Source organism: Candidatus Symbiopectobacterium endolongispinus (genome assembly GCF_018777385.1).
Taxonomy (GTDB): domain Bacteria; phylum Pseudomonadota; class Gammaproteobacteria; order Enterobacterales; family Enterobacteriaceae; genus Symbiopectobacterium; species Symbiopectobacterium endolongispinus.
The window spans coordinates 282192-307269 of sequence record NZ_JAFJYB010000003.1; the positions used below are offsets into that span (position 1 = coordinate 282192).

Consider the following 25078-nt stretch of genomic DNA (forward strand, 5'->3'; position numbering starts at 1 on the left):
CAGACGCAGGGGGTGGGAGAAACTTGTATCTTTCCCCTGGCGCAAAGCGGAAATAACCGCTATTAAATAAGGGTATTTATTCGGTCGTTCTTTTTCACCATTTCGCCAGTTTTTTTAATTACTTTAGCGGCGACATTGTTAGTGTCTGTTTCCCTATCTTTTTTAAAAGTAGAACTAATTACTGATTTTTAGTGACAGTGTGCTGTAGATCACGGAGGGAAACTACTAAATATTCTTTTAATATTGACTATGAAAGTAGCAGGTTCGCCGTGTGCTTGCAGGCGTAAAGCATCGCGCGTTTTCCCCTTTTGGGGATTGTTTCAAACCTGATGATTTTTTTAAAAATAATAACCATACCGCACGTTATTTTATATCTGGAGCTTGCTTATGCAATTTTTGAGAAACATCGCCATCAGAACGGCAATGTTATGGGTTCTAGGGGTTTTCTGTGTACTTTGGGGGGTTTTTCCGTCTACACCATTTTCTCCTTCAAAGAGATGACCACTACTTCACAGACCAGTACCTTACTAGTTCATAACATGAATTTAGTCAATCAGGGCAGCGATCAATATTTTCGCATGGTAACCCATTTGGCACGAGTAGTGGATTGGCGTCGTAGTGGTGAAAACACACTGGCGGATAAAGAGCAGGCGTCAGTGTTGACGGCATTGAATAATCTGAAATCCGATCTGGCTACCTTTAGCAGCCTCGATCACGCGGGGTTGGATGCCACGCTGACTGAAGCGGTGGTGCGCGATTGGGGCAACCTGATTACCCAGGGCGTTGATCCGATGTTTCAAAAAGCGCAGGCCAATGCCTTGGATGAATATCAACGCTATGCCAAGGAAACGGTGCCAGCGCTCAGTCGTCAATTTGGAGCCTCAGTCAATGCTCTTAACAAGGCAGGCTCTGATAAATTCGCCGCAGCGGGCGCACGCTTTCAGCAAATTACCGCCATTGGTCAAAATATTTTGCTGACGGGACTGGTCGTCGGGTTGCTGCTGCTGTTTTTCACCGATCGCTATCTCGTGGCCTGTTTGGTTAAACCACTCGATACGTTGCGCGAACACTTCAGTGCTATCGCCTCCGGACAACTCGGCAAACCGATTCATGATTTTGGTCGTAACTGCGTGGGGCGTTTGTTGCCTCTATTACGGGATATGCAAACCAGTCTGGCGACGACAGTCAGTACAATTCGTTCCAGCACGGATGCCATCTACCTTGGTGCCTCCGAGATTGCTTCCGGTAATAACGACCTCTCATCGCGTACTAAACATCAGGCTTCTGCACTGGAAGAGACAGCGGCCAGCATGGAGCAGTTGACGGCAACTGTTAAACAGAATGCGGAAAACGCCAATCACGCGAGCCAATTGGCATTACAAGCGTCCAATACGGCACGAAAAGGGGGGGAGATCGTCGATAACGTGGTGAAAACCATGGCGGAGATTTCGGGAAGCTCAAAACGTATTGCTGAGATCACCACGGTGATCAATGGTATTGCCTTCCAGACTAACATTCTGGCGCTTAACGCCGCTGTTGAAGCTGCGCGGGCCGGTGAGCAAGGGCGTGGTTTTGCGGTGGTTGCTGGTGAAGTGCGCAGCCTGGCGCAGCGCAGCGCGCAGGCGGCAAAAGAGATAGAGGGATTGAGCGCTGAATCAGCACACTGTGTGGGTACTGGCTCGCAGCTGGTTGAAGATGCTGGTGTTACCATGAGTGACATTGTGCGTGCCGTGACCAATGTGACGGACATCATGGGGGAAATTGCCTCGGCTTCCGGTGAACAAAGCAAAGGTATTGCACAGGTTGGACAAGCAGTAGCGGAAATGGACAGTGTGACGCAGCAGAATGCGGCACTGGTGGAGCAGGTGTCTGCTGCAGCACTGTCGTTGGAAGAGCAGGCTGCGGTGCTTAACCGGACTGTGGCGGTGTTCCAACTGTCTGAATCCGTCGTGCCCGTGGCCGCTCCTGTGGCGGCGCCGGTTGCCACCTTGGCGCGTGCTGGCAGTGGCACCGCAGCAAAAAAGGCGTTGCCACCGGGAAATGATAACAGGGAACAATTTTAACTGGGTGGTCTATCCGTTAATGTCGTTACCAGGGAGGGAAACAGGGCGTCATGGATGACGCCGGAAATTAATGTGTCAGGATGAAAGGTCTTTTTCCGCCAGTTGCGACAGCAACATGCGTTCAATGAGCTCACTACGGCTGATGTTCTGCATTTCAGCCAGGCTATTTAGTGCTTCCACGGCTTCCTCATTAATTTTCAATTCGATGCGGCGCAAGCCCCGCACCTTGTCACGACGCAATTGATTGCGCTTATTAATACGAAGCTGTTCGTCGCGTGAAAGCGGGTTGGTTTTGGGACGACCTGGCCGACGTTCATCCGCGAACAGATCCAACGTGGTACGGTCCGTTTGTTCTTTTGCCATAGGTAGTGCTGCTGCAAGGAAGTCTGACCAAAATGCACGTCTCGGTTAAGCGTGACATTCTGATGATGTGGTTACTGTGCATAAGGCTGATTCAGCCGTCCCTCTACTGCGGGCGCCATCATACCCTAGCGAGGCTGGCGGCGACAATGGGTAACTGCCGCCGATCGCTACGGATTATGCGGGTGGCTCTTCAAGGAAACGGTGAATAGCGCGCAGAACAGCATCGGGCTTTTCTGCATGAACCCAGTGGCCGCTGCCTGCAATCACATGCGCTTTGGCATTGGGAAACTGCTGCAAAAGCGTTTCCCGATAGCGGTCGTCCAGATTAAGGGGATGCCGCACCGCGACATTAAAACGCCACTCTCCCTGCTGAAAGGATTTCAGTAGAAATTGCACGACGCCCTCTTCCCTGAGGTGATGACGCATGATAGCCGCGACTTCGGTGCGCGTGGTTACGCCTGCCGCGGTAACCGCACGCAGGGCTGCAAAAACGTCATTGTGGCGACGCAGTTGGTAATCCACCGGCGCAATATCAATGGCGACGATCTTCTCAATACGATCAGGGATCTGTGCGCTTAACGCCATGGCGGTTTTTCCTCCCATGGAGTGTTCGATGATAATGGCGTTATCGATGCTTAATGCATCCAGTAATGCTTTCACATCGCCTGCCATGGCCGGGTAGTTCATTTCCGACGTGCGTGGTGATAATCCGTGGTTGCGTAAGTCGACCTGAATGACATCGTGCTGCTTTTGCAGGTCTCGCGCCAGAATGCCCAGGTTATCCAGATTACCAAACAGACCGTGAATCAATACGATAGGCAGTGCATGCGTGGGTTGTTGCGCATTTTGCAAGCGATAATTCAATTTCATGGTGAAGTTCATTCAGAGACACAGGCGCTTAGGGTATCATGACTGCTGCCGATGATGTTGCCCTGTGGAAAATGAAGACTATGCTTTTTGCAGGTTACAGGTAATGGGGCGAGGGAGCAGATGGGGGATCGTCTGACTTTCGATATTGTTTGTGTAATGCCGCTATTCGGTGGTATTGATTCGCCTATATACTTCTTGCCGATTAATTAGAGTAAAAACAGTACTAGATAAAGATGAAAACTATTGAGGTCGACGAAGAGCTGTATCGTTATATTGCCAGCCACACGCAGCACATTGGTGAAAGCGCCTCGGATATTCTGCGTCGCATGTTGAGTTTCCGGGCAGGGCAGGTGGTCGCCGCTTCTGAAACGGCCACAACGAAAGCGCAGACGCCAGCGAGCGTAGCCACAAAACCGCGTGATGGTGTAAGGGCTGTGCGTGAACTGTTGTTGTCCGATGAATACGCCGCGCAAAGTAAAGCCATCAATCGCTTTATGCTGGTGCTCTCCACCTTATATTGCCTCGAACCGAACGCTTTTTCTGCGGCAACCGAGCTGCTTCATGGCCGCACGCGCGTTTATTTTGCCGGCGACGAACACACACTGCTTCAGCATGGCGTCCATACCAAACCCAAGCATATTCAGGGTACGCCTTACTGGGTCATCACCAATACCAATACGGATCGCAAACGCAGCATGGTTGAGCAAATCATGCAATCGATGCAGTTCCCTACGGAGCTTGTCGAAAAAGTGTGCGGTACTATTTAGCAAATAGCATCTTAACGAATAGCGTCAGGGAGAACGCCGATGGCTAATCACCCCAGAGCCGGACAACCCACCCGGCAAAGTGATTTGATTAATGTAGCGCAATTAACGTCACAGTATTATGTATTACGCCCCGATGTGGATAACGCCGCACATGCAGTGAAGTTCGGGACATCGGGTCACCGCGGCAGCGCGGCGCGCCACAGTTTTAATGAGGCGCATATTATGGCTATCGCTCAGGCGATTGCCGAAGAACGCAAAAAGCAAGGGATCACCGGCCCCTGTTTTGTGGGTAAAGACACCCACGCGCTGTCGGAACCAGCTTTTATCTCAGTGCTGGAAGTGTTGGCAGCGAACGGCGTTGAAGTGGTGGTGCAGCAGGACAATGGCTTTACGCCGACGCCCGCTATCTCCAATGCCATTCTGGTGCATAATTGCAAAGGCAATGCGCAGGCCGACGGGATTGTGATTACTCCGTCTCACAACCCACCGGAAGAGGGCGGTATTAAATATAATCCGCCCAATGGCGGGCCCGCTGATACCAATGTCACCAGCGTTATCGAAAAACGTGCCAACGCCCTGCTAGCTGATGGGTTAAAAGCAGTAAAACGCCTGACGCTGGATAAAGCCTGGCAGAGCGGTCATGTGCATGAGCAAGATCTGGTGCAACCTTATGTCGAGGGATTGCGTGAGGTCGTGGATATCCCCGCCATTCAGAAGGCAGGGTTGACACTGGGTGTCGATCCGTTGGGCGGTTCAGGCATTGCCTACTGGCAGCGCATCGCAGAGCACTACAAGTTGAATTTACACTTGGTCAACGATGCGGTCGATCAGACGTTCCGCTTTATGACCTTGGATCATGACGGCGTTATCCGCATGGACTGCTCTTCAGAGTCAGCGATGGCGGGATTACTGGCGCTGCGTGACAAATTTGATCTGGCTTTTGCCAACGATCCTGATTATGACCGCCACGGCATTGTGACGCCCGCGGGTCTGATGAACCCGAATCACTATCTGGCGGTTGCTATCGACTACCTATTCCGTCATCGTCCGCAGTGGGGGCAATCTGTTGCTGTCGGCAAGACGCTGGTTTCCAGCGCCATGATAGACCGTGTGGTGGCCTGCCTTGGGCGTAAACTGGTGGAAGTGCCGGTCGGGTTCAAATGGTTTGTTGATGGTTTATTCGATGGCAGCTTTGGTTTCGGCGGTGAAGAGAGTGCGGGCGCATCCTTCCTGCGCTTCGATGGCACGCCATGGTCAACGGATAAAGATGGCATCATCATGTGTCTGCTGGCGGCTGAGATCACTGCGGTAACCGGTAAAAATCCGCAGCAACACTATGATGCGCTGGCGGCCCGTTTTGGTGCGCCGAGTTACAACCGTATTCAAGCCTCTGCGACTCACGCGCAAAAAGCGGCGCTGTCGCGCTTATCACCTGAACAGGTTGCTGCCAGTACGTTGGCTGGCGATCCGATCACGGCACGTTTGACGGCTGCTCCGGGTAACGGTGCCTCTATTGGCGGATTGAAAGTGATGGCGGATAACGGCTGGTTTGCAGCGCGTCCATCGGGCACGGAAGAAGCCTACAAGATTTACTGCGAAAGTTTCCTGGGCGCGGAGCATCGCGCGCGCATTGAGAAAGAAGCGGTAGATATTGTCAGCGCCGTGCTGGCAAATGCCAAATAAGCGTTCCTTTAGGGGGCCGCTGACAAACAGCACTACACCCACCGTCATTCCCGGCTTTCGCCGAGGATGACAAGGGGTAAAGTGACTTTGCCATCAGACTGAGGACGCACAGGGCGTCCTTTGTCTTTTCTGCTTGAAATAGCAGGAAAGGTTCTCGGCGGCGATACTGTGTAACCACTCGTGGAGATCTGCATGGTTTTTCAGCATCAACTTCTGCATCGCGTGATTACGGTATGCGCTGATGGCTTTAATGGATATTCCGGATAGCTCACTGATTTTACTGTTATTTAGTCCATGTTTGTAGCCCCATAATACCTCCCGCTCGCGTGGACTGAGGCACTGCACGATATTATATTGCTGTACGTGGGATGGAATCCCAGACGATAAAGGGCTGGCAACAAAGGTATTTAACAACGCGGACAGCGTTTCTGGTGGATCGCCTAGCGCCAACTGTCCGTCTCCATAACCACAGCAGAGCGTGTTCTTCTGCTTTACCAGCAAGAAAAGTAAGGTAGCACGCCGTTTTCGGCTAAATTGACGCCACCAGCGCGGTGCGTGCTGAGTCACTGTGGTGAAAATAATATCCGCTTGCTCAAGTTGCTCAGTGGTATATTGAATATTTACCTAAAGTTTTTGGGTATGGAACCATTGATGGATGAGGTGTCTAAGGCCAACAGTAAAATAGCGATCAAAATGAAGGAGTACAACAGTTCTTTCCATCGTCTAGTACCTATTTAACCTGTTGTTCCCGAAAAAATGTCTGCATGGGCAAATGCACCTGGATTCTATGTAGGGTAAATACATTCATCGATGGTGAGTTAATAAATGATTGATGTAAAAACTTACTTGTGTTTATTTTATTATCTGGTTTTATGAAAGTTTATGTTTGCAGATTAATCTCCCTCTTGGTCTCTAGCCCCTTGTATTAATATTTAAAGCATGGTTTTCTCTAATGTCCATTTTTTCGTTTAGTTGTTGTGTAACTGTTATCCTTTGAAATCACACTCATTGTAACCGTGCGACATCCGTAGCAAAACATATGAATAGTAATCATTTTCTTAAAATGAAAACGGTTGTGAGATTTATATCCTTTTTGTTCTATGATGTGCCTTTTCTTTTTCTGAAGAGATAAAAGTGAAAGGTATTCATTGAGGTTTTCAATGGTAATCGTTTGCTCAGTCAGTTGACGATAAGTTTTTATCGAGTATCACGACTAATGGAGGCGATGTTTTTATTGGTTTGCCTTTCGTTTATCGTTTATTAGATATTATCATTACGCATATTTGTAACCATTAACGGTGAAACCGACGCTCTCAGTATTGAGAAGGTTTTTCGCTGCGTATGCTTGGTACACGGTGCCGCGTTCGTGTACCAAGCATACTGGTTGAAGCCCGCCCCCCTAACGTAAGGTCAATTGCAGGCAAAAGTAACATCAACTTGGTATATAGCAGCGTTAGTCAGTTATACCGTAGAGTACTTTTTTAATTCTTATCTCATGGGACAGCGATATGGACAGAAAAAATGTTTTTCTTCAGTATAAATCATGTGCAGCGCGTTCATTGAAAAAAATCAATACTAAAAGAAAGAGTGATTCTGTTTATTTAATGATGACGCATGTTTATAAGGAAAAGATAAATTGCTTGAAAAATAAATATGATCTTTATTTTTATTTCACCAGCAGAGATAAACAGCATTCTCAATTTATATTTTATTCAATATGTCGCTTGCATGAAAAGAGAAGGAACCTCGGTTGTCATACGATGAGATTTTCTTAATCTAAACCCGTTGCTAACGGTCTGTTGTTCCTTCTTTTTACAAGCCCTCGGCATAAGCCGAGGGAAACCCTCAACCTAATGCAACCAGTAGTGCACCAACGGATATCATGGCTACGCCAACGCCGCCTAATAGCGATATTTTCTCTCCAAGCAGCACGGCTGCCAAAATAACAGCAAACACAACGCTAAGTTTATCAATGGGGGCAACCTGAGCCACATTACCACTTTTCAATGCCAAAAAATAAAATAACCAGGAAAGCGCCCCTGCAACCCCGCTTAACAGAATAAATGTTAGTGCTTTTTTGTTGGCAAGCACTTCACCGATCATGGTTGTTTTTCCTTGCACTACCACAACGCCCACCAAAAACAGCGCCATCACCACGGCACGGACCGCAGTTGCTGTATTGGCGTCAAGATTTTGCAATCCCACTTTACCAAACAGAGCCACTGCGGCGGCGCACAGGGCGGAGAGCAATGCATAAAATAACCAGCTACTCATGATGAGCCTCAGCATTAAAATTCAGGGTAGAGATCAACAGAATGAGCGTGGGATGTTACGCCTGCTCTGGGGGGGGGATAACCAGTGTTATCCGCTGTTGATTCAGTACGGTAGCTCAAGGCATAAAACGGTAACCTACGGCGGTTTCGGTGATAAAGTGACGAGGCCGTGTGGGGTCGCTTTCCAGCTTTTGTCGCAGGTGTCCCATATAGATGCGAAGATAATGGCTACTTTCCACTGCGTTGGGTCCCCAAACATGTACCAGCAGTTGACGCTGCGTCAGCACTTTGCCCGCATTCGCCAGCAGCAGTGCCAACAGTTTGAATTCCGTAGGCGTCAGATGCAGTGTTTCGCTGTCTCGGCTGACTAAACGCTGGCTGAGATCAACAGTAATGTTGCCGAATGTCACTACCGGGCTTTCTATCGCGTTAGCGCCGTGGCGGCGCAGAGCAACGCGCACACGGGCCAGTAACTCGCCAATCCCGAACGGCTTGGCGAGATAATCGTCAGCACCCGCATTCAGAGCGTCGATTTTATCCCGTTCATCACCGCGCGCGGACAACACAATAATCGGCACGCTGCTCCACTGGCGAACGTCGCGGAGGTAAAGGGTGCCATCACCGTCAGGTAATCCGAGATCGAGAATCACCAGATCAGGCTTGCGGGTAGCAGTTTCCAGCAGGCCACGTTGCAAGGTCTGCGCATCAAAAACGCGTAGCCCTTCGCTTTCCAGTGCGCTGCGTACAAAGCGCTGGATCTCTTTTTCATCTTCTATGATCAAAATGCTGGCGGATAGCAGGGCATCTACTCCTTCTGTCTGATTGCTGCGGGTGTTGATCCGTCTGCACGACGTTAAATGATACTTTATGACGCTATCATATATTTCTGCGTGTTTGCGACAAAAGCCTTTCGGATGATGGAAAGAGATCAGGGCAGCAGGAGTGGAAAAAGAACCAATAAACGCAACATTTATTTATATATTAAATGTAATTAATTAACTATTTTGTAACTCAATAACAGAATATTCGGGAAAATGACGAAAACACGATCTTTTTCTGGTCCGATGAGTAGTAAAATTTCAGTAAAAGCGGTACTATTTTGAGCAGTTATTCATCGTTATGTTGATTTTGTGAGCAATGTCGTTACAGTGGCTGCTCACTGATGAAGGAGGCTCGCTATGTCGATTTATATGCTTATCCCTTGTATCGCGTTCTCCTGCGTCGTGTTGCTGTTGTTGCTTTCGGTTTACTGGCGTTGCCTGTGATGCTGTTTCGTACCGATCGCGCCCGCTTTTACAGCTATCTGCATCGTGTTTGGTTGAAAACCAGAGATCAGCCGGTCTGGATGGTGCAATCAGAAGCGGCAGCCGGTGATTTTTTCTAAGCTGCGCTGCGAGTAAGTAAAAAAACATCATTGTGCGCTACTGACCTCAAAAACCCCTCGGTCAGTAGCTCTGTTATTTAATTCCTTTGTTTTTCCCTCTGATACACTTTGGTTTTTGTTTTCGCTCGATCTTCGTCGTTGTGCTCCGTAGCCGCTTGAAATCCGCTATGCTGAGGGAATGTTGACAAGCGGGAGAGCGTTTATGATGTCAGCTCCTATTCCTGTTGGAATAAGTGCATGTTTGCTCGGTGCGCCAGTGCGGTTTGACGGGTGGCATAAGCGCTTTGATTTTGCTGTTGATCAATTAGCGCCTTATTGCCATTTTCAGCCAGTATGCCCAGAAATGGCGGTCTTATTACCTGTGCCGCGCCCCGCGCTGCGACTGGTTAACGCGGGTAAGCAAGGTATTCGTCTCTGTGCTAGCAACGGTTCTGGCATCGATGTCACCGATGAGATACTCGCGTTTTCCGAGCAAAAAATGGCATCGTTAAGCGATCTGTGCGGCTTTATCCTGTGTGCCAAATCCCCCAGTTGCGGAATGGAACGGGTAAAGGTGTATGGCAGTTAGGGGAAAAAATGCCCGAAAAAGTGGAGAGGGGCTGTTTGCGCAGGCGCTGAAACGGCACATGCCGTGGTTGCCGTTAGAGGAGAATGGCCGCTTGAGCGATCCTGTGCTGCGGGAAAACTTTATTGCCCGGGTCTATGCCTTGCATGAATTGCAGCAGATCTGGCAGCAGGGCCTCTCGCGTGGCGCACTCGCAGCCCGAATATCGAGAGCTGGGCCCGTTTGTGGCAGGCATGGCGCAATGGCCGACGCTGGAAGCCTTTGCCACGGAATACCGGCTGCGTTTTATGCGCCTGTTATTGCACCCCGCATCGCGTCGCAACCATACCAATGTATTGATGCACGTTCAGGGGTACTTTCGTCCTCATCTTACTCCCCAACAACGTCAGGAATTGGCTAATCTCATCGATCGCTATCGGCAAGGTGTGCAACCGCTACTGGCGCCGATGACGCTGTCGCGTCATTACATGACCGAATACCCTGATGATTACCTGACGCAGCAGCGTTACTTTGACCCTTATCCCGAAGCTTTGCGTTTACACTATGGCCACTAATATTTTCCAGCAAGGAACAGTTATGACCACGCATCTGGTCTGGTTTCGCCATGATTTACGGATTACCGATCACTCTGCGCTGCACGCGGCCTGTCAGAACGCTGATGCCAAGGTTATTGCGCTCTATATTGCTACGCCAGGCCAGTGGCAGGCTCACGGCATGGCACCGCGACAGGCGACGTTTTTGCTACAGAATCTCCAGGCATTACAACAGTCGCTGGCCGCTAAAGGGATCCCTCTGTTTTATCAACAATGTGAAGACTTTCATCAGGCGGTTGAAACCGTTGATGCATTTTGTAAAAAGCAGCATGTTTCGCACCTGTTTTATCATTACCAGTACGAAATTAATGAACGTGAACAGGATCGCGCGCTGGAAGCCAAATTGCACGGGCAGGTGGTGTGTCATGGGTTTGATGACAGCGTTTTGCTGGCGCCAGGCAGCTTGGTGACGGGAAAACAGGAGATGTACAAAGTCTTTACGCCGTTTCGCAAAGCGTTTACCCAGCGTTTGCTGGAGATGGAGATTACCTGCTTCCCTGCGCCGAAAAAGCGCGCCAATGTAGATGTGGGGAAATTGGATGCGTTGACCCCCCTTCGATTATCCTCAACAGGCGGTTGACGAGACGCTGTTTCCGGCGGGCGAACAGGCCGCGTTGGCACGATTACGCCAGTTTTGCCAATCCACCGTGGCTGATTATGACCAACAGCGTGATTTTCCAGCACAGCAAGGCACTAGCCAGCTTTCGCCTTATTTGGCATTGGGCGTTATCTCCCCCGCGTCAGTGCCTCAATCGCCTGCGTGCAGAACATCCCAATCTGTTAGAGCAGTCTGACGGCGGGGCATTTACCTGGTTGAGCGAACTGATATGGCGTGAGTTTTATCGCCATCTGCTGGTGGCCTGGCCACGTTTGTGTAAGCATCGCCCGTTTGTGGGGTGGACGCAGCAGGTACAATGGCGACAAGACGAAAAAGCGCTGATAGCCTGGCAACAAGGTAAAACCGGTTTTCCGATTGTCGATGCCGCGATGCGCCAATTGAATGGCACCGGATGGATGCATAATCGGCTACGCATGATCTGCGCCAGTTTTCTGGTAAAAGATTTGCCCATCGACTGGCGGGCAGGGGAGCGTTATTTTATTTCTCAACTGCTGGACGGTGATTTGGCCGCGAACAATGGCGGGTGGCAGTGGGCGGCCTCCACTGGCACGGACGCAGCGCCTTATTTTCGTATTTTTAACCCTACCACGCAGGGGGAGCGTTTCGATACGCAAGGAACGTTTATCCGCCAGTGGGTGCCCGAACTGGCGGAGGTGCCAGAGCGTGATATTCACCAGCCGCATCGCTGGGCACAGCGGGAAGGACGCAGGTTGGATTATCCGACGCCGATGGTCGATCATAAGCAGGCCAGACAAATGACGTTGGAGGCTTTTGAAGCTGCGAAAGCGTTGCAGGAAAAAGGCCAGAATCAGGCATATTAAGGAGCGTTATGCGTAACAGCGAATTGGAAACAGTGATCAATCAACAACTGAATGTGGTTGCATTTCAGGATTATGCGCCTAACGGGTTGCAGGTTGAAGGACGTGAGAACGTGCAACGGATCATCACTGGGGTAACCGCCTCGCAGGCATTGCTGGATGTGGCCGTTGCTCAACAGGCCGATGCAGTACTGGTACACCATGGCTATTTTTGGAAAAACGAGTCTCTGGTGATTTCCGGCATGAAGCGTCGCCGCTTAAAAACATTGCTGGCGAACGATATCAACCTATATGGCTATCATTTGCCGTTGGACACACACCCCGAACTAGGTAATAACGCCTGTCTGGCGGCACTGTTAGATATCACTGTGTTGGGTGAGATTGAGCAACTGTTGCCTTATGGCGAACTGACTCAGCCGGTGAGTGGTGAGGCGTTACGTGAGCGCCTGGAGACGCGATTGGGGCGTTCCGTGCTGCATTGTGGGAATAATGCACCGTCACAGATAACACGGTTGGCCTGGTGCTCCGGTGGCGGCCATGGCTTTATTGAGCAAGCTGCGCGCTTTGGCGTGGAGGCGTTCATCACCGGGGAAGTATCGGAACAGACGATTCATATCGCTCGCGAGATGGGGCTGCATTTCTATGCGGCAGTCCATCACGCGACAGAACGTGGCGGTATTAAGGCGCTGGGGGGAGTGGCTGGCGCAGCAGCACGGGCTTGATGTGACCTTTGTTGATATCCACAATCCCGCCTAGTGTTAATCAACCCACTGTTTTTTAAAAATAATATAAAAATTTAATGGGATAAAGTGGCATCTTTATTGCTTGTATATTAAGAAACCTTATTGCCAGAGGGTGTCGGGCGAGGTGTGTATCAAGGCGGCATGGCATAACAATGCCCTACCGCGATGGGGAGGAGAGCGTGCAACGAGCGCGGTGCTACTTATTTGGGTGAGCGGGCCGTGGTGCTGGAATTGGAGCCGCCGCTGTCACTGCAAAGCCAACAGCGTATCTGGGGGCTGGCTGAACGTCTTCAACAGCATGAAGCGGTTTAGGTTGCGATCCCTGTGATGAATAACCTGACGGTGGTGTTAATCCACCCACAGCAGGCGGCACGCGATGCTATCGAACGTTTGCAGCGTTGGTGGGAAGAGAGCGAGTCGGTAACGATCGAAGCTAGGGATATCACGATTCCGGTGGTGTATGGCGGCGACGCTGGTCCGGATTTATTGCAGGTGGTGGAGCATTGCCAGCTTTCTCCTCGTCAGGTGGTGGAGGCGCATGCAGCAGCACATTACGTGGTGTACTTTCTAGGTTTTCAGCCGGGATTTCCTTATCTGGCGGGGTTGCCAGAGCACCTCCATACTCCACAGCGTGCAGAGCCGCGCCTGAGTGTGCCCGTTGGCAGTGTCGGTATTGGTGGTCGACAAACCGGTATTTACCTGCTGGCAGCCCCCGTAGGGTGGCAGTTGATTGGCCGAACGGCAGTTGCGCTGTTCGATCCGAGTGCGAAGCCACCCACGTTGCTGCGCCCCGGTGATAATGTGCGCTTTGTGCCGCAACCGGAGGGCCTATGCTAAAGATCATTCATGCCGGGCTGCATACTTCGGTGCAGGATGCAGGGCGCCATCATCTGCGGCATCTGGGCATCAGCCAGTCTGGTGCTTTGGATATGCCAGCGCTAAGCATCGCCAATTTGTTGGTGAGTAACGCGATGTCCGAAGCCGGGCTGGAAATTACGCTTGGAAAATTTGCGGCGACGTTTACGTCATCCTGCTGGATTGCATTGACGGGCGCTGACAGTCACGCCGAGCTCGATGGAAAACCGATCTGGACCGGCTGGCGCTTTCATGTGAAAGCAGGCCAAACGCTCAGACTGAGCATGCCGCGCCGTGGCATGCTCAGCTATTTGGCTATTTCTGGTGGTCTAGGGCTGCCAGATGTGCTCGGGTCACTCAGTACCGATTTGAAAGCCGGGTTTGGTGGTTATCTTGGTCGCCCGCTTCGGGATGGTGATACGCTTTCGCTGAAAAAGGCCGCCTACCGCAAGCCGCATAAACCTGTGGGCATCAAGCAGATTCTGTTCAGTAATCGGGTACGGGTGCTTCCCGGACCGGAATATCATGAATTCAGTGAAGAGGCGCGCGACACGTTCTGGCGAACGGGGTGGCAACTGAGTCCACAGAGTAATCGTATGGGATATCGGCTACAGGGACCTGCATTGGCACGCATAACGCCGCGAGAACTTTTTTCTCATGGTGTACTGCCGGGGGTGATTCAGGTGCCGCACAATGGTCAACCGATCTTGTTGCTGGCAGATGCGCAGACCACCGGTGGCTACCCACGTATTGCCTGTGTGATTGAAGCGGATTTATTCCATCTGGCGCAGATTCGGCTCGGTGAACCGATACATTTTATTCCCTGCACGCTGGACGACGCCCTGCGTGCGTCAGAGGCGCAGCGGCGTTATCTGGAACAACTGGCGTGGAGGCTCAATGATTATTGATTTAAATGCCGATCTGGGTGAGGGCGGCAGCAATGATGAAGCGCTATTGCAGTTAGTCACGTCTGCCAATATCGCCTGCGGGTTTCATGCAGGAGATGCTCAAACCATGCGCCAGTCGGTGCGTTGGGGGATGCGCTATGGCGTGGCGCTTGGTGCCCACCCCAGCTTTCTGGATCGGGAAAATTTTGGCCGCAAAGCGATGTCGGTATCCGCAGACACGGTCTTCGCACAGGTGGTGTATCAACTCAGTGCGTTAAGTGCGATTGTGGCGGTTGAAGGCGGCAGGCTGACGCATGTCAAACCGCACGGCATGCTGTATAACCAGGCTGCGCGCGATCCCATGCTGGCCGATGCGATTGCGCGTGCGGTCAAATCGGTGAATCTGGCGTTGCGGTTGGTAGGGCTCGCGGGAAGTGAACTGATTCAGGCCGGGCAGCGTCTGGGATTGGCAACTCGGCAGGAGGTGTTTGCCGATCGCGGTTACCTGCCGGACGGCACGCTGGTGCTACGCGACCAACCTGCCGCATTGATCAAAAGCGATGAGTTGGCGCTGGCGCAAACGCTGGAGATGATTAAACGTCGCCTGGTGCGGGCCAGTGATGGTACCTGGGTTGATGTAGAGGCCGATACGGTTTGTCTTCATGGCGACGGCGATCATTCACTGCTGTTTGCGCGCAAGTTGCGTCAATGTTTCAATGAACACCAGATTCAGGTTAGGGCGGCGTAACGCATCAGTAAATATAAAATATGAAAACCGTATTGGTGACGGCGTTCGAACCCTTTGATGGCGAAGCCATTAACCCTTCCTGGGAAGCGGTAAAGGTATTACAAGGGCGTGAGATTGCCGGTGCGCGGGTGATGACCTGCCAGTTAGCCTGTGTGTTCGACCTTGCTTTGCAGCAGCTCGATGCTGCGCTGGCAGAGTATCATCCCGATTGCACGATTGCTGTTGGTCAAGCCGGAGGCCGCGCTGAGATCACCGTTGAGCGCGTTGCCATCAATATCAACGATGCGCGTATCCCTGACAATCACGGCAAACAACCTATTGATACTCCCGTGATCGCAGGTGGCCCAGACGCCTATTTCTCCACCTTGCCGATCAAATCGATGGTTAATGCATTACGCGAGCAGGGTATTCCTGCCTCGGTGTCCCACACCGCAGGCACCTTCGTGTGCAACCATGTGATGTACGGCTTATCGCACGCGCTGGCACTGCGTCCCGGTGCGGCCAGCGGTGGGTTTGTTCATATCCCTTATGCACCGCCGCAGGCGGCGCGCCATCCCGGGGAGCCATCAATGCCGATTGCTATGGTAACTGAGGCGTTGGTTGCAATGATTGCCGTCGCCGTGACCCAGCAGCAAGACGCGATTATTTCTGGCGGTACGACGCATTAACGTCCTGGACAAATTCCGCGACGAGAAAGGAGAAATTGATGCCTTAGGGGCCAGAGATTTGCCGTGCCGCCGACGCGTTAGTCGCGGCGGTGGTGTGGGAGTCGTTAACCGGGGTTTGGTTTGCTTTCCCTGAATTAAAACCTTATGAAACAGAGCTTACAGGGCAGACGATCGAAAAGTTGGAAACACGCGGTAAAGCGCCGCTCACCTACTTTTCTAATGGGAGGATTCTTTACACCCATAACCAGCTTTATGGCCTGTGGCGAGTCGTTGATGCGGGCGTGGTGCCCGATACCAAACGCGATTTGCGCGTTCGTCTGGAAACGCAACACCGTGCGATTCTGCTGTATAGCGCCTCGGATATTGTCATGCTCACGCCTGATGCGCTTGCCACCCACCCGTTCTTGCAACGCATTGGCCCTGATGTGCTTGATAGCTCTGTTAGTCCAGAACAGGTACGGGCCAGAGTGTTGAGTCACAGATTCTGCCGTCGCCGTTTGGGTAGCTTGTTGCTCGATCAGGCTTTTTAGCCGGACTGGGTAACTATTTGCGCGCGGAGATTTTATGGCAAGCAGCGCTGTCGCCGCAGCACACTGCGATGACGTTGGATGAGGGGTAACTGACCGCACTGAGTGACGCGTTATTATCACTGCCGCGCCTTTCCTATAACACGCGGGGAACGGTGGATGACAATCACCATCACGGCGCATTGTTCCGTTTCAACGTTTTTGACCGTGAAGGAAAACCGTGTGAGCGCTGCGGACATCCCATTGTGCGCACCATGCTCTCGTCACGCCCGTTTTTCTGGTGCCCAAATTGCCAGCATTGAGACGTAAAAAAGCCGGGAAAATCCGGCTTTCGGAGTATTTGCTTCGCTGATGACGCTTAGCGATCGTTGAGCGAAGAGGTGAAGTCGCGTTTGTCGTAGCCGGTATACAGCTGGCGCGGACGTGCAATCTTCAAGCCGTCGTCGTGCATTTCGTTCCAGTGAGCAATCCAGCCGACGGTACGTGCCATCGCGAAGATCACGGTGAACATAGGAGACGGAATGCCCATCGCTTTCAGGATGATACCGGAGTAGAAATCCACGTTGGGGTGGAGTTTCTTCTCTATAAAGTAGGGATCGTTGAGCGCAATGTGCTCCAGCTCCATGGCCACTTCCAGCAGGTCATCTTTCATGTCCAGCTCTTTAAGCACTTCATGGCAGGTTTCACGCATCACGGTGGCGCGCGGGTCATAGTTTTTATATACCCGATGGCCGAAGCCCATCAGACGGAAAGAGTCGTTCTTGTCCTTGGCGCGTCTGACGAACTCAGGAATATGCTCAACTGAGTTGATTTCCTCCAGCATACGCAGACAGGCCTCGTTGGCACCGCCGTGCGCCGGCCCCCACAGAGACGCGATGCCCGCAGCGATACAGGCAAACGGGTTTGCGCCGGAAGAACCTGCGGTACGCACCGTCGAGGTGGACGCGTTCTGTTCATGATCGGCATGCAGGATCAGGATGCGGTCCATTGCGCGTTCCAGTACCGGATTCACCACATACTCTTCGCACGGCGTAGCAAACATCATATGCAGGAAGTTACCGGCGTAGGACAAGTCGTTGCGCGGGTAAACGAACGGCTGACCGAGGGAGTATTTGTAACACATGGCGGCCACGGTCGGCATTTTGGACAGCAGGCGATACGCGGCGATTTCGCGGTGACGCTCAATGCTGATATCCAGTGAATCGTGGTAGAACGCCGCCAATGCACCGGTGACGCCGCACAACACCGCCATCGGGTGAGAGTCGCGACGAAAACCGTGGAACAGACGCGTAATCTGTTCGTGGATCATGGTGTGACGGGTTACTGTGGTTTTGAAGGTGTCATATTGCTCGGGGGTTGGCGCTTCGCCGAACAGTAGAATGTAGCAGACTTCCAGATAAGTAGATTTCTCTGCTAATTGGTCGATAGGGAAGCCGCGATGCAGCAGCACGCCTTTATCACCGTCAATGTAGGTGATTTTGGATTCGCAAGACGCCGTGGAAGTAAATCCCGGATCGAACGTAAAAAAGCCTTTGGAACCGAGGCTACGGATATCGATTTCGTCTTGCCCAAGCGTGCCGGACAACACATTAAGCTCGATGGGCTCTTTACCATTTAGGGTAAGTGTCGCTTTCTTATCAGCCATTTACAGTCTCCTTAGCGCTTTAATTTTAAAAATTTATCACCGAAGAAATACCGTTATGCCTGTACACCGAACGGAGAAACTCGGCCAAACGCCGAAGTCTTGTTATTGGCACCTATCAGGGTACAGCATCGGGCAGTGGCCGGGCTCACCACCTCATCAAAGGAAAACTGTGTTCTTCTGGTTAGTAACGATTCTCTAAATTCTAGTCTACTCTAGTCATTAACATGACTTTCTACGTGGAATTCGACTTTCCACTGTTACACAAGTTATGTCGCTTGGGAAAGCCTATCTTGAATTCTTTAACGGGCGACTTTCATATTACAGCCCTATTTGTAATTTAATTGTTTAATATATGTCAAATGAGTTGGTTGATTTTATATAAAATGTGAGATCTCACTCACTGTTTAGCTGAAATGTCACTAAACAATTTGTGGGCTAATTGTAATAAGATTGTGAAGTACTTATACTCGCGTCAGGTCTCCGGAACCCACTGAAGTAGGAGCACCCAGCGTGAATAAGTCATGTGCCGTTTAACATGGGATGTTGACGTTAAGGCCAACGTATCACCCGGAAGCATGTGGCTGCATTCTTCGCGCTGTTTGACCTAGTTATAGGTCCGGAGGAACGAAAGATAATAAAGGTGTGCGGACAAATACGTGAAAAAACAAAGACATATCAATCTAGATCTGCAGACGATTCAGTTTCCCGTAACTGCGATAGCCTCAATTCTTCACCGTGTCTCTGGCGTCATTACCTTTGTGGCCGTCGGCATCCTGCTGTGGCTGCTCGGGCACTCTCTTGCTTCAGAAGAGGGGTTCCTGTACGCCGTGGCCATTCTGGATAGCGTGATTGTTAAATTTATTCTGTGGGGCATCCTCACCGCGCTGGCCTACCACATTGTTGGCGGATTACGCCATCTGATGATGGACTTTGGCTTTCTGGAAGAAGATCTCGTGTCGGGAAATCGTTCCGCAAGGCTCTCTTTTATCATTACTGTCGTGCTTTCACTACTGGCTGGAGTCCTCGTATGGTAAGCAATGCTTCTGCATTAGGACGTAATGGCGTTCACGATTGGCTACTCATTCGCGCTTCTGCCATTGTTATCGTGCTCTACGTGATTTATCTCGTGGGGTTTATCGCGACGGCGGGGGATATCACCTATCCCGTCTGGCGCGGTTTCTTCGCGATGCCCCTCACCAAAGTGTTCACGCTGCTGACGCTGTTCGCCATCCTGGTTCACGCTTGGATAGGGATGTGGCAAGTGCTGACCGACTACATCAAGCCGCTGGCGTTGCGTCTGATATTGCAATTCGCCATCGTGGTGGCGCTGCTGGTGTACGTTATTTATGGAACCATTGTGGTGTGGGGGGCGTGATGAATTTACCAATTAGGCAATTTGATGCCGTTGTTATCGGCGCAGGCGGCGCAGGTATGCGCGCTGCGTTGCAAATCTCCCAAATGGGACTTTCCTGTGCGCTGCTGTCCAAGGTGTTCCAGACGCGCTCGCACACCGTGTCTGCTCAAGGCGGTATTACCGTGGCACTGGGCAATACCCATGAGGATAACTGGGAATGGCACATGTACGATACCGTAAAAGGGTCGGACTATATTGGCGATCAGGATGCCATCGAATACATGTGCAAAACCGGCCCGGAAGCCATTCTGGAATTGGAGCACATGGGGCTGCCTTTCTCTCGTCTGGATGACGGCCGCATCTATCAGCGTCCGTTCGGCGGGCAATCGAAGAATTTCGGCGGTGAGCAGGCAGCGCGTACCGCAGCGGCGGCAGACCGTACCGGACACGCCCTGTTGCATACCCTCTATCAGCAAAACCTGAAAAACCACACCACTATCTTTTCTGAATGGTATGCGCTGGATCTGGTTAAAAATCAGGATGGCGCTGTGTTAGGTTGTACCGCTATCTGTATTGAGACCGGCGAAGTGGTTTATTTCAAAGCACGCGCGACGGTACTGGCTACCGGTGGTGCAGGCCGCATTTACCAATCTACTACCAATGCCCACATCAATACCGGCGACGGCGTCGGCATGGCATTACGCGCCGGTGTGCCGGTGCAGGATATGGAGATGTGGCAGTTCCACCCGACCGGGATTGCGGGCGCGGGTGTGCTGGTCACTGAAGGCTGCCGTGGCGAAGGGGGCTATCTGCTCAACAAGCACGGTGAGCGTTTTATGGAGCGCTATGCGCCTAACGCCAAAGATTTGGCCGGGCGTGATGTTGTTGCGCGTTCCATCATGATTGAAATTCGTGAAGGGCGCGGCTGTGACGGTCCGTGGGGCCCGCATGCCAAGCTGAAACTCGATCATCTGGGTAAAGAGGTGCTGGAATCCCGCCTGCCGGGCATCCTGGAACTGTCTCGCACCTTTGCGCATGTCGATCCAGTGAAAGAACCGATTCCGGTCATCCCCACCTGCCACTATATGATGGGAGGCATTCCCACCAAGGTGAGTGGCCAGGCGTTGACGGTCAATGAAAAGGGCGAAGATGTGGTGGTGCCGGGGCTGTTCGCCGTAGGTGAAATTGCCTGCGTTTCCGTGCACGGTGCTAACCGTCTGGGCGGTAACTCGCTGCTCGACCTGGTGGTGTTTGGCCGCTCTGCGGGCATGCATTTACAAGAATCATTACAAGAGCAGGGTGAACTGAGCGATGCCAGCGACAGCGATGTTGAGGCTGCACTGGAACGCCTGAATCGTTGGAACAATAACCGTACCGGAGAAGATCCGGTGGAAATCCGCAAGGCATTGCAATCCTGCATGCAGAACAACTTCTCGGTGTTCCGGGAAGGGGGTGCAATGGCGAAAGGGTTGGAAGAGCTGAAGGTGATTCGCGAGCGCCTGAAAAATGCGCGCCTTGATGACACCTCTACGGAGTTCAATACCCAGCGCATTGAATGTCTCGAGTTGGATAACCTGATGGAAACTGCCTATGCCACGGCCGTCTCCGCCAATTACCGCACCGAAAGCCGCGGTGCGCATAGTCGCTTCGATTATCCGGATCGCGATGATGAAAACTGGTTGTGTCATTCGTTGTATTTGCCGCAACACGAGAGCATGACGCGCCGCGAGGTGAACATGCAGCCTAAATTACGTCCGGCGTTTCCGCCGAAAATACGTACTTATTAATGTCGCGGAGATGGCACGATGAAACTTGAATTTTCAATTTATCGCTATAACCAGGATGTCGATGACGCACCGCGCATGCAGGATTACACCCTGGAGGCGGAAGAAGGGCGCGACATGATGCTGCTTGACGTGCTGATCCAACTGAAAGAGCAAGATCCTACGCTGGCGTTCCGCCGTTCTTGCCGTGAAGGAGTGTGTGGTTCTGACGGCCTTAACATGAACAGCAAAAACGGGCTGGCTTGCATCACGCCGGTTTCGGCGCTGCAACGGGCCAAAGGTAAAATTGTTATCCGTCCGCTGCCGGGATTGCCGGTAATCCGTGATTTGGTGGTGGACATGGGACAGTTCTATGCCCAATATGAGAAAATAAAGCCTTACTTGTTGAATAATGGGCAGAATCCACCGGCGCGTGAACATTTGCAGTCACCGGACCAGCGTGCCAAGCTGGATGGATTGTATGAGTGCATCATGTGCGCCTGCTGTTCCACGTCTTGTCCGTCGTTCTGGTGGAACCCGGATAAATTTGTGGGCCCGGCGGGGCTTCTGGCAGCTTACCGTTTCCTGATAGACAGCCGTGATACGGAAACCAAGCCGCGCCTGGATTCGCTGGATGATGCATTCAGCGTATTCCGCTGCCACAGCATCATGAACTGCGTTAATGTCTGCCCGAAAGGCCTTAACCCAACGCGGGCGATTGGTCACATCAAATCGATGTTGTTGCAACGCAGTGCCTAAGGCGCACCGCGAAACAGCGTAAGCGCTGCCGCGCAGAGAAATTACGGCGCGGCGCAGAGGTAAAACTGCCGTATTGTGCAGTGGTAAGACGTAACATGATTATCCCCCCGGCTCGCTGCGGGGGGATGATAGGAAACCTTTAAAAACGGGCTTGTGCGCCAAACCGGTTTTTAAAGGTTCCTTAAAGGGGAAGGACACCCTGGCCCTGCGAATCTGACAGGGAATGAACCGTTTACGGTGCCTGATTTTTTTACGGCACAGGACATGTTAACCACGGCGAAAACTGAAGCTTATTAGCTTAAGGGATCACAATGCAGAACGGCGCAATGAAGGCCTGGCTGGATTCCTCCTATCTGGCGGGCGCGAACCAGTCCTACATAGAACAGCTCTATGAAGATTTTTTAACCGATCCGGATTCTATCGATCTTAGCTGGCGGTCTATCTTCCAGCAGTTGCCTACGGCGGGGGTCAAACCCGATCAACTGCATTCCAAAACGCGCGACTATTTCCGTCGTCTGGCGAAAGATGCTTCGCGCTTTAGCTCTTCTGTGACCGATCCTGACATTGACGCCAAGCAGGTCAAAGTATTGCAGCTGATAAACGCGTTTCGTTTCCGTGGACATCAGCAAGCCAAGCTGGACCCGATCGACTTACGCCCGCAAGCGCCAGTTGCAGAATTGGATCTGGCTTACCATAACCTGACGGCTGATGACCTTCAGGACACCTATAACGTGGGCTCGTTCGCCATTGGCAAAGAGACCATGAAACTCGGTGAATTGTATGACGCCTTGAAGCGCACCTACTGCGGTTCTATCGGTGCTGAATACATGCATATCACCAGCACCGATGAGAAACGCTGGATTCAGCAGCGTATCGAATCCATTACCGGCCAGCCTTCTTTCAGTTTGGAAGAGAAGCGTCGCTTCCTGAAAGAGCTGACGGCGGCGGAAGGGCTGGAGCGCTATTTAGGGGCCAAATATCCTGGTGCTAAACGCTTCTCGCTGGAAGGTGGCGATGCGCTGGTGCCGATGCTCAAAGAGATGATCCGCCATGCGGGCAACAACGGCACGCGTGAAGTGGTGCTGGGCATGGCGCACCGTGGCCGCCTCAATGTTCTGGTTAACGTGTTGGGGAAAAAGCCACAGGATTTGTTCGATGAGTTTGCTGGTAAACGTAAAGAGCATCTCGGCACCGGTGATGTGAAATACCATCAGGGCTTTTCGTCCGAATTTGCCACCGAAGGTGGTATGGTGCATTTGGCGCTGGCGTTTAACCCCTCGCACCTTGAAATTGTCAGCCCGGTGGTAACCGGTTCCGTGCGTGCACGTCTCGATCGTCTCAGCAGTGAGAGCGGTCCGCGCGTGTTGCCGGTGACGATTCACGGCGATGCGGCCATCAGCGGGCAGGGCGTGGTGCAGGAACTGCTGAATATGTCCACCGTGCGCGGCTATGAAGTGGGCGGTACGTTGCGTACCGTGATCAACAACCGCATCGGTTTTACCACCGCCAACCCGCTGGATATTCGTTCCACGGAATATTGCACCGACATTGGCAAAATGGTGCAGGCGCCAATTTTCCACGTTAACGCTGACAATCCGGAAGCGGTCGCTTATGTGACGTGCCTGGCGTTGGATTTCCGCAATGAATTCAAACGCGATGTGTTTATTGATCTGATTTGTTATCGCCGCCATGGTCACAACGAAGCGGATGAGCCAAGTGCGACGCAGCCGATGATGTACCATAAGATCAAAAAACACCCGACGCCGCGTAAGGTGTATGCCGATCGCCTGGAACTGGAAAAAAGCATCACGCTGGAGGACGCCACCGAGCAGGTTAACCTGTATCGCGACGCGCTGGATGCAGGAGAATGCGTGGTGGAAGAGTGGCGTGAAATGGACATGCAATCCTTCACCTGGACGCCTTACCTTAACCACGAGTGGGATGGGCCTTATCCGCACAAGGTGGAGATGAAACGCCTGCAAGAATTGGCAAAACGCATCAGTGAAGTGCCGGAAGCCATTGAAATGCATCCGCGCGTCGTCAAGGTGTACGCCGATCGTGCCGAAATGGCGCTTGGTAACAAGCCATTCGATTGGGGCGGCGCGGAAACACTGGCCTACGCCACACTGGTGGATGATGGCATTCCTATTCGTATTTCCGGTGAAGACAGTGGCCGTGGCACCTTCTTCCACCGCCATGCCGTGGTGCATAACCAAAAGAATGGCTCGAGCTACACACCACTGGAACACGTACATAATGCGCAGGGCACCTTTAACGTGTGGGACTCGGTGTTGTCCGAAGAGGCGATTCTGGCGTTTGAATACGGCTATGCCACGGCAGAGCCGCGCACGTTGACCATTTGGGAAGCGCAGTTCGGTGATTTCGCCAACGGTGCTCAAGTGGTGATCGATCAGTTCATCAGCTCCGGTGAGCAGAAGTGGGGACGCATGTGCGGCCTGGTGATGCTACTGCCGCATGGCTATGAAGGCCAAGGCCCTGAGCACTCCTCAGCCCGTCTCGAGCGTTATCTGCAACTGTGTGCCGAGCAAAACATGCAGGTGTGCATTCCGTCGACGCCGGCGCAGGTTTACCATATGTTGCGTCGTCAGGCGCTGCGCGGTATGCGGCGTCCGCTGGTGGTGATGTCACCGAAATCGCTGTTGCGCCATCCGCTGGCGATCTCCTCGCTGGAAGAGTTGGCTAACGGCGCGTTCCAGCCGGCTATCGGTGAAATTGACGAACTTGATCCGCAAGGAGTGAAGCGCGTCGTGCTCTGTTCCGGCAAGGTCTACTATGATTTATTGGAACAGCGTCGTAAGAATGAACAGAACAACGTGGCGATTGTGCGCATCGAACAACTCTACCCGTTCCCGCAGCAGGCGGTGCAGGCGGCGTTAGCGCCGTTTGCGCACGTGCATGATTTTGTCTGGTGTCAGGAAGATCCGCTCAATCAGGGGGCATGGTATTGCAGCCAGCACCATTTCCGCGAAGTGATTCCCTTTGGAGCGTCTTTGCGTTACGCCGGACGCCAGGCCTCCGCCTCTCCAGCGGTCGGTTATATGTCTGTGCATCAGAAACAACAGCAAGATCTGGTTAACGACGCGCTGAACGTTGATTAAATAAAAGGATAG

Annotated in this window: 17 protein-coding genes and 6 pseudogenes; 17 read left to right on the forward strand and 6 right to left on the reverse strand. The window is 52.1% G+C overall.

Going from position 1 to position 25078, the window contains the following annotated elements; translation table 11 throughout:
- Positions 1-387: 387 nt before the first annotated feature.
- A pseudogene (locus JZM30_RS23610) lies at positions 388-2063 on the forward strand (methyl-accepting chemotaxis protein).
- 75 nt (positions 2064-2138) lie between these two features.
- On the opposite strand, the gene ybfE reads toward JZM30_RS23610, so the two are convergent.
- Together ybfE and JZM30_RS12940 are read right to left on the reverse strand one after the other, a co-directional pair.
- Positions 2139-2426 carry a LexA regulated protein gene (ybfE, locus tag JZM30_RS12935; RefSeq protein ID WP_252319179.1) on the reverse strand — a complete coding sequence of 96 codons (288 nt, stop codon included), beginning with the start codon at positions 2424-2426 and terminating at the stop codon, positions 2139-2141.
- A 174-nt stretch (positions 2427-2600) separates the two neighbouring features.
- Positions 2601-3296 (reverse strand): alpha/beta fold hydrolase, encoded by a 696-nt coding sequence (locus tag JZM30_RS12940; protein ID WP_252319181.1) that lies wholly within the window; start codon positions 3294-3296, stop codon positions 2601-2603.
- Positions 3297-3529: 233 nt separating this feature from the next.
- On the opposite strand from JZM30_RS12940, the gene seqA reads away from it, so the two are divergent.
- On the forward strand, positions 3530-4063 hold the full coding sequence (seqA, locus tag JZM30_RS12945; protein WP_252319188.1) for a replication initiation negative regulator SeqA: 534 nt from the start codon (positions 3530-3532) through the stop codon (positions 4061-4063).
- A 39-nt stretch (positions 4064-4102) separates the two neighbouring features.
- Complete coding sequence (gene pgm / locus JZM30_RS12950) at positions 4103-5746, forward strand: phosphoglucomutase (alpha-D-glucose-1,6-bisphosphate-dependent) (RefSeq protein WP_252319190.1); 1644 nt, start codon at positions 4103-4105, stop codon at positions 5744-5746.
- A 93-nt stretch (positions 5747-5839) separates the two neighbouring features.
- Here pgm and JZM30_RS12955 read toward each other — a convergent pair whose 3' ends face one another.
- The 3 genes from JZM30_RS12955 to kdpE form a co-directional block, all read right to left on the reverse strand.
- Positions 5840-6196, reverse strand: a complete 357-nt coding sequence (locus JZM30_RS12955) for a response regulator transcription factor (protein WP_252319192.1) — start codon at positions 6194-6196, stop codon at positions 5840-5842.
- A gap of 1395 nt (positions 6197-7591) precedes the next feature.
- Positions 7592-8020, reverse strand: a complete 429-nt coding sequence (locus tag JZM30_RS12960; protein ID WP_252319194.1) for an EamA family transporter — start codon at positions 8018-8020, stop codon at positions 7592-7594.
- Positions 8021-8135: 115 nt separating this feature from the next.
- Positions 8136-8819 carry a two-component system response regulator KdpE gene (kdpE, locus tag JZM30_RS12965; protein ID WP_252319665.1) on the reverse strand — a complete coding sequence of 228 codons (684 nt, stop codon included), beginning with the start codon at positions 8817-8819 and terminating at the stop codon, positions 8136-8138.
- Positions 8820-9181: 362 nt separating this feature from the next.
- On the opposite strand from kdpE, the gene JZM30_RS12970 reads away from it, so the two are divergent.
- From JZM30_RS12970 to nei, 9 genes and pseudogenes are all read left to right on the forward strand, one after another.
- Positions 9182-9403 carry a YbfA family protein gene (locus JZM30_RS12970; RefSeq protein WP_252319196.1) on the forward strand — a complete coding sequence of 74 codons (222 nt, stop codon included), beginning with the start codon at positions 9182-9184 and terminating at the stop codon, positions 9401-9403.
- A gap of 205 nt (positions 9404-9608) precedes the next feature.
- Positions 9609-10522: pseudogene (locus tag JZM30_RS12975) on the forward strand (YbgA family protein).
- Positions 10523-10544: 22 nt separating this feature from the next.
- Positions 10545-12001: pseudogene (gene phrB / locus JZM30_RS12980) on the forward strand (deoxyribodipyrimidine photo-lyase).
- Positions 12002-12009: 8 nt separating this feature from the next.
- Positions 12010-12754: pseudogene (locus tag JZM30_RS12985) on the forward strand (type 2 GTP cyclohydrolase I).
- Between the two features lie 166 nt (positions 12755-12920).
- Positions 12921-13578: pseudogene (gene pxpB, locus JZM30_RS12990) on the forward strand (5-oxoprolinase subunit PxpB).
- Positions 13572-14504 (forward strand): 5-oxoprolinase subunit PxpC, encoded by a 933-nt coding sequence (gene pxpC / locus JZM30_RS12995; RefSeq protein ID WP_252319198.1) that lies wholly within the window; start codon positions 13572-13574, stop codon positions 14502-14504. The pseudogene pxpB and the gene pxpC overlap by 7 nt, the downstream one beginning before the upstream one ends.
- On the forward strand, positions 14494-15231 hold the full coding sequence (gene pxpA / locus JZM30_RS13000; RefSeq protein ID WP_252319204.1) for a 5-oxoprolinase subunit PxpA: 738 nt from the start codon (positions 14494-14496) through the stop codon (positions 15229-15231). The genes pxpC and pxpA overlap by 11 nt, the downstream gene beginning before the upstream one ends.
- Before the next feature lie 20 nt (positions 15232-15251).
- Positions 15252-15899, forward strand: coding sequence for a pyroglutamyl-peptidase I (gene pcp / locus JZM30_RS13005; protein ID WP_252319205.1), 648 nt, complete (start codon positions 15252-15254; stop codon positions 15897-15899).
- A 56-nt stretch (positions 15900-15955) separates the two neighbouring features.
- A pseudogene (gene nei, locus JZM30_RS13010) lies at positions 15956-16728 on the forward strand (endonuclease VIII).
- A 56-nt stretch (positions 16729-16784) separates the two neighbouring features.
- Here the strand turns inward: nei and JZM30_RS13015 are convergent.
- Complete coding sequence (locus JZM30_RS13015) at positions 16785-18071, reverse strand: citrate synthase (protein WP_252319210.1); 1287 nt, start codon at positions 18069-18071, stop codon at positions 16785-16787.
- 656 nt (positions 18072-18727) lie between these two features.
- Here JZM30_RS13015 and sdhC point away from each other — a divergent pair.
- From sdhC to sucA, 5 genes are all read left to right on the forward strand, one after another.
- Positions 18728-19105 carry a succinate dehydrogenase cytochrome b556 subunit gene (sdhC, locus tag JZM30_RS13020; RefSeq protein ID WP_252319211.1) on the forward strand — a complete coding sequence of 126 codons (378 nt, stop codon included), beginning with the start codon at positions 18728-18730 and terminating at the stop codon, positions 19103-19105.
- Entirely contained in the window at positions 19099-19446 is a 348-nt protein-coding gene (gene sdhD, locus JZM30_RS13025) for a succinate dehydrogenase membrane anchor subunit (RefSeq protein ID WP_252319213.1), read from the forward strand. The genes sdhC and sdhD overlap by 7 nt, the downstream gene beginning before the upstream one ends.
- On the forward strand, positions 19446-21212 hold the full coding sequence (gene sdhA, locus JZM30_RS13030; protein WP_252319215.1) for a succinate dehydrogenase flavoprotein subunit: 1767 nt from the start codon (positions 19446-19448) through the stop codon (positions 21210-21212). Before sdhD ends, sdhA begins: the two co-directional genes overlap by 1 nt.
- An 18-nt stretch (positions 21213-21230) precedes the next feature.
- Entirely contained in the window at positions 21231-21947 is a 717-nt protein-coding gene (locus JZM30_RS13035; protein ID WP_252319217.1) for a succinate dehydrogenase iron-sulfur subunit, read from the forward strand.
- Positions 21948-22258: 311 nt separating this feature from the next.
- Positions 22259-25066: a 2-oxoglutarate dehydrogenase E1 component gene (sucA, locus tag JZM30_RS13040; RefSeq protein ID WP_252319219.1), complete on the forward strand. Its 2808-nt coding sequence runs from the start codon at positions 22259-22261 to the stop codon at positions 25064-25066.
- Positions 25067-25078 lie beyond the last annotated feature (12 nt).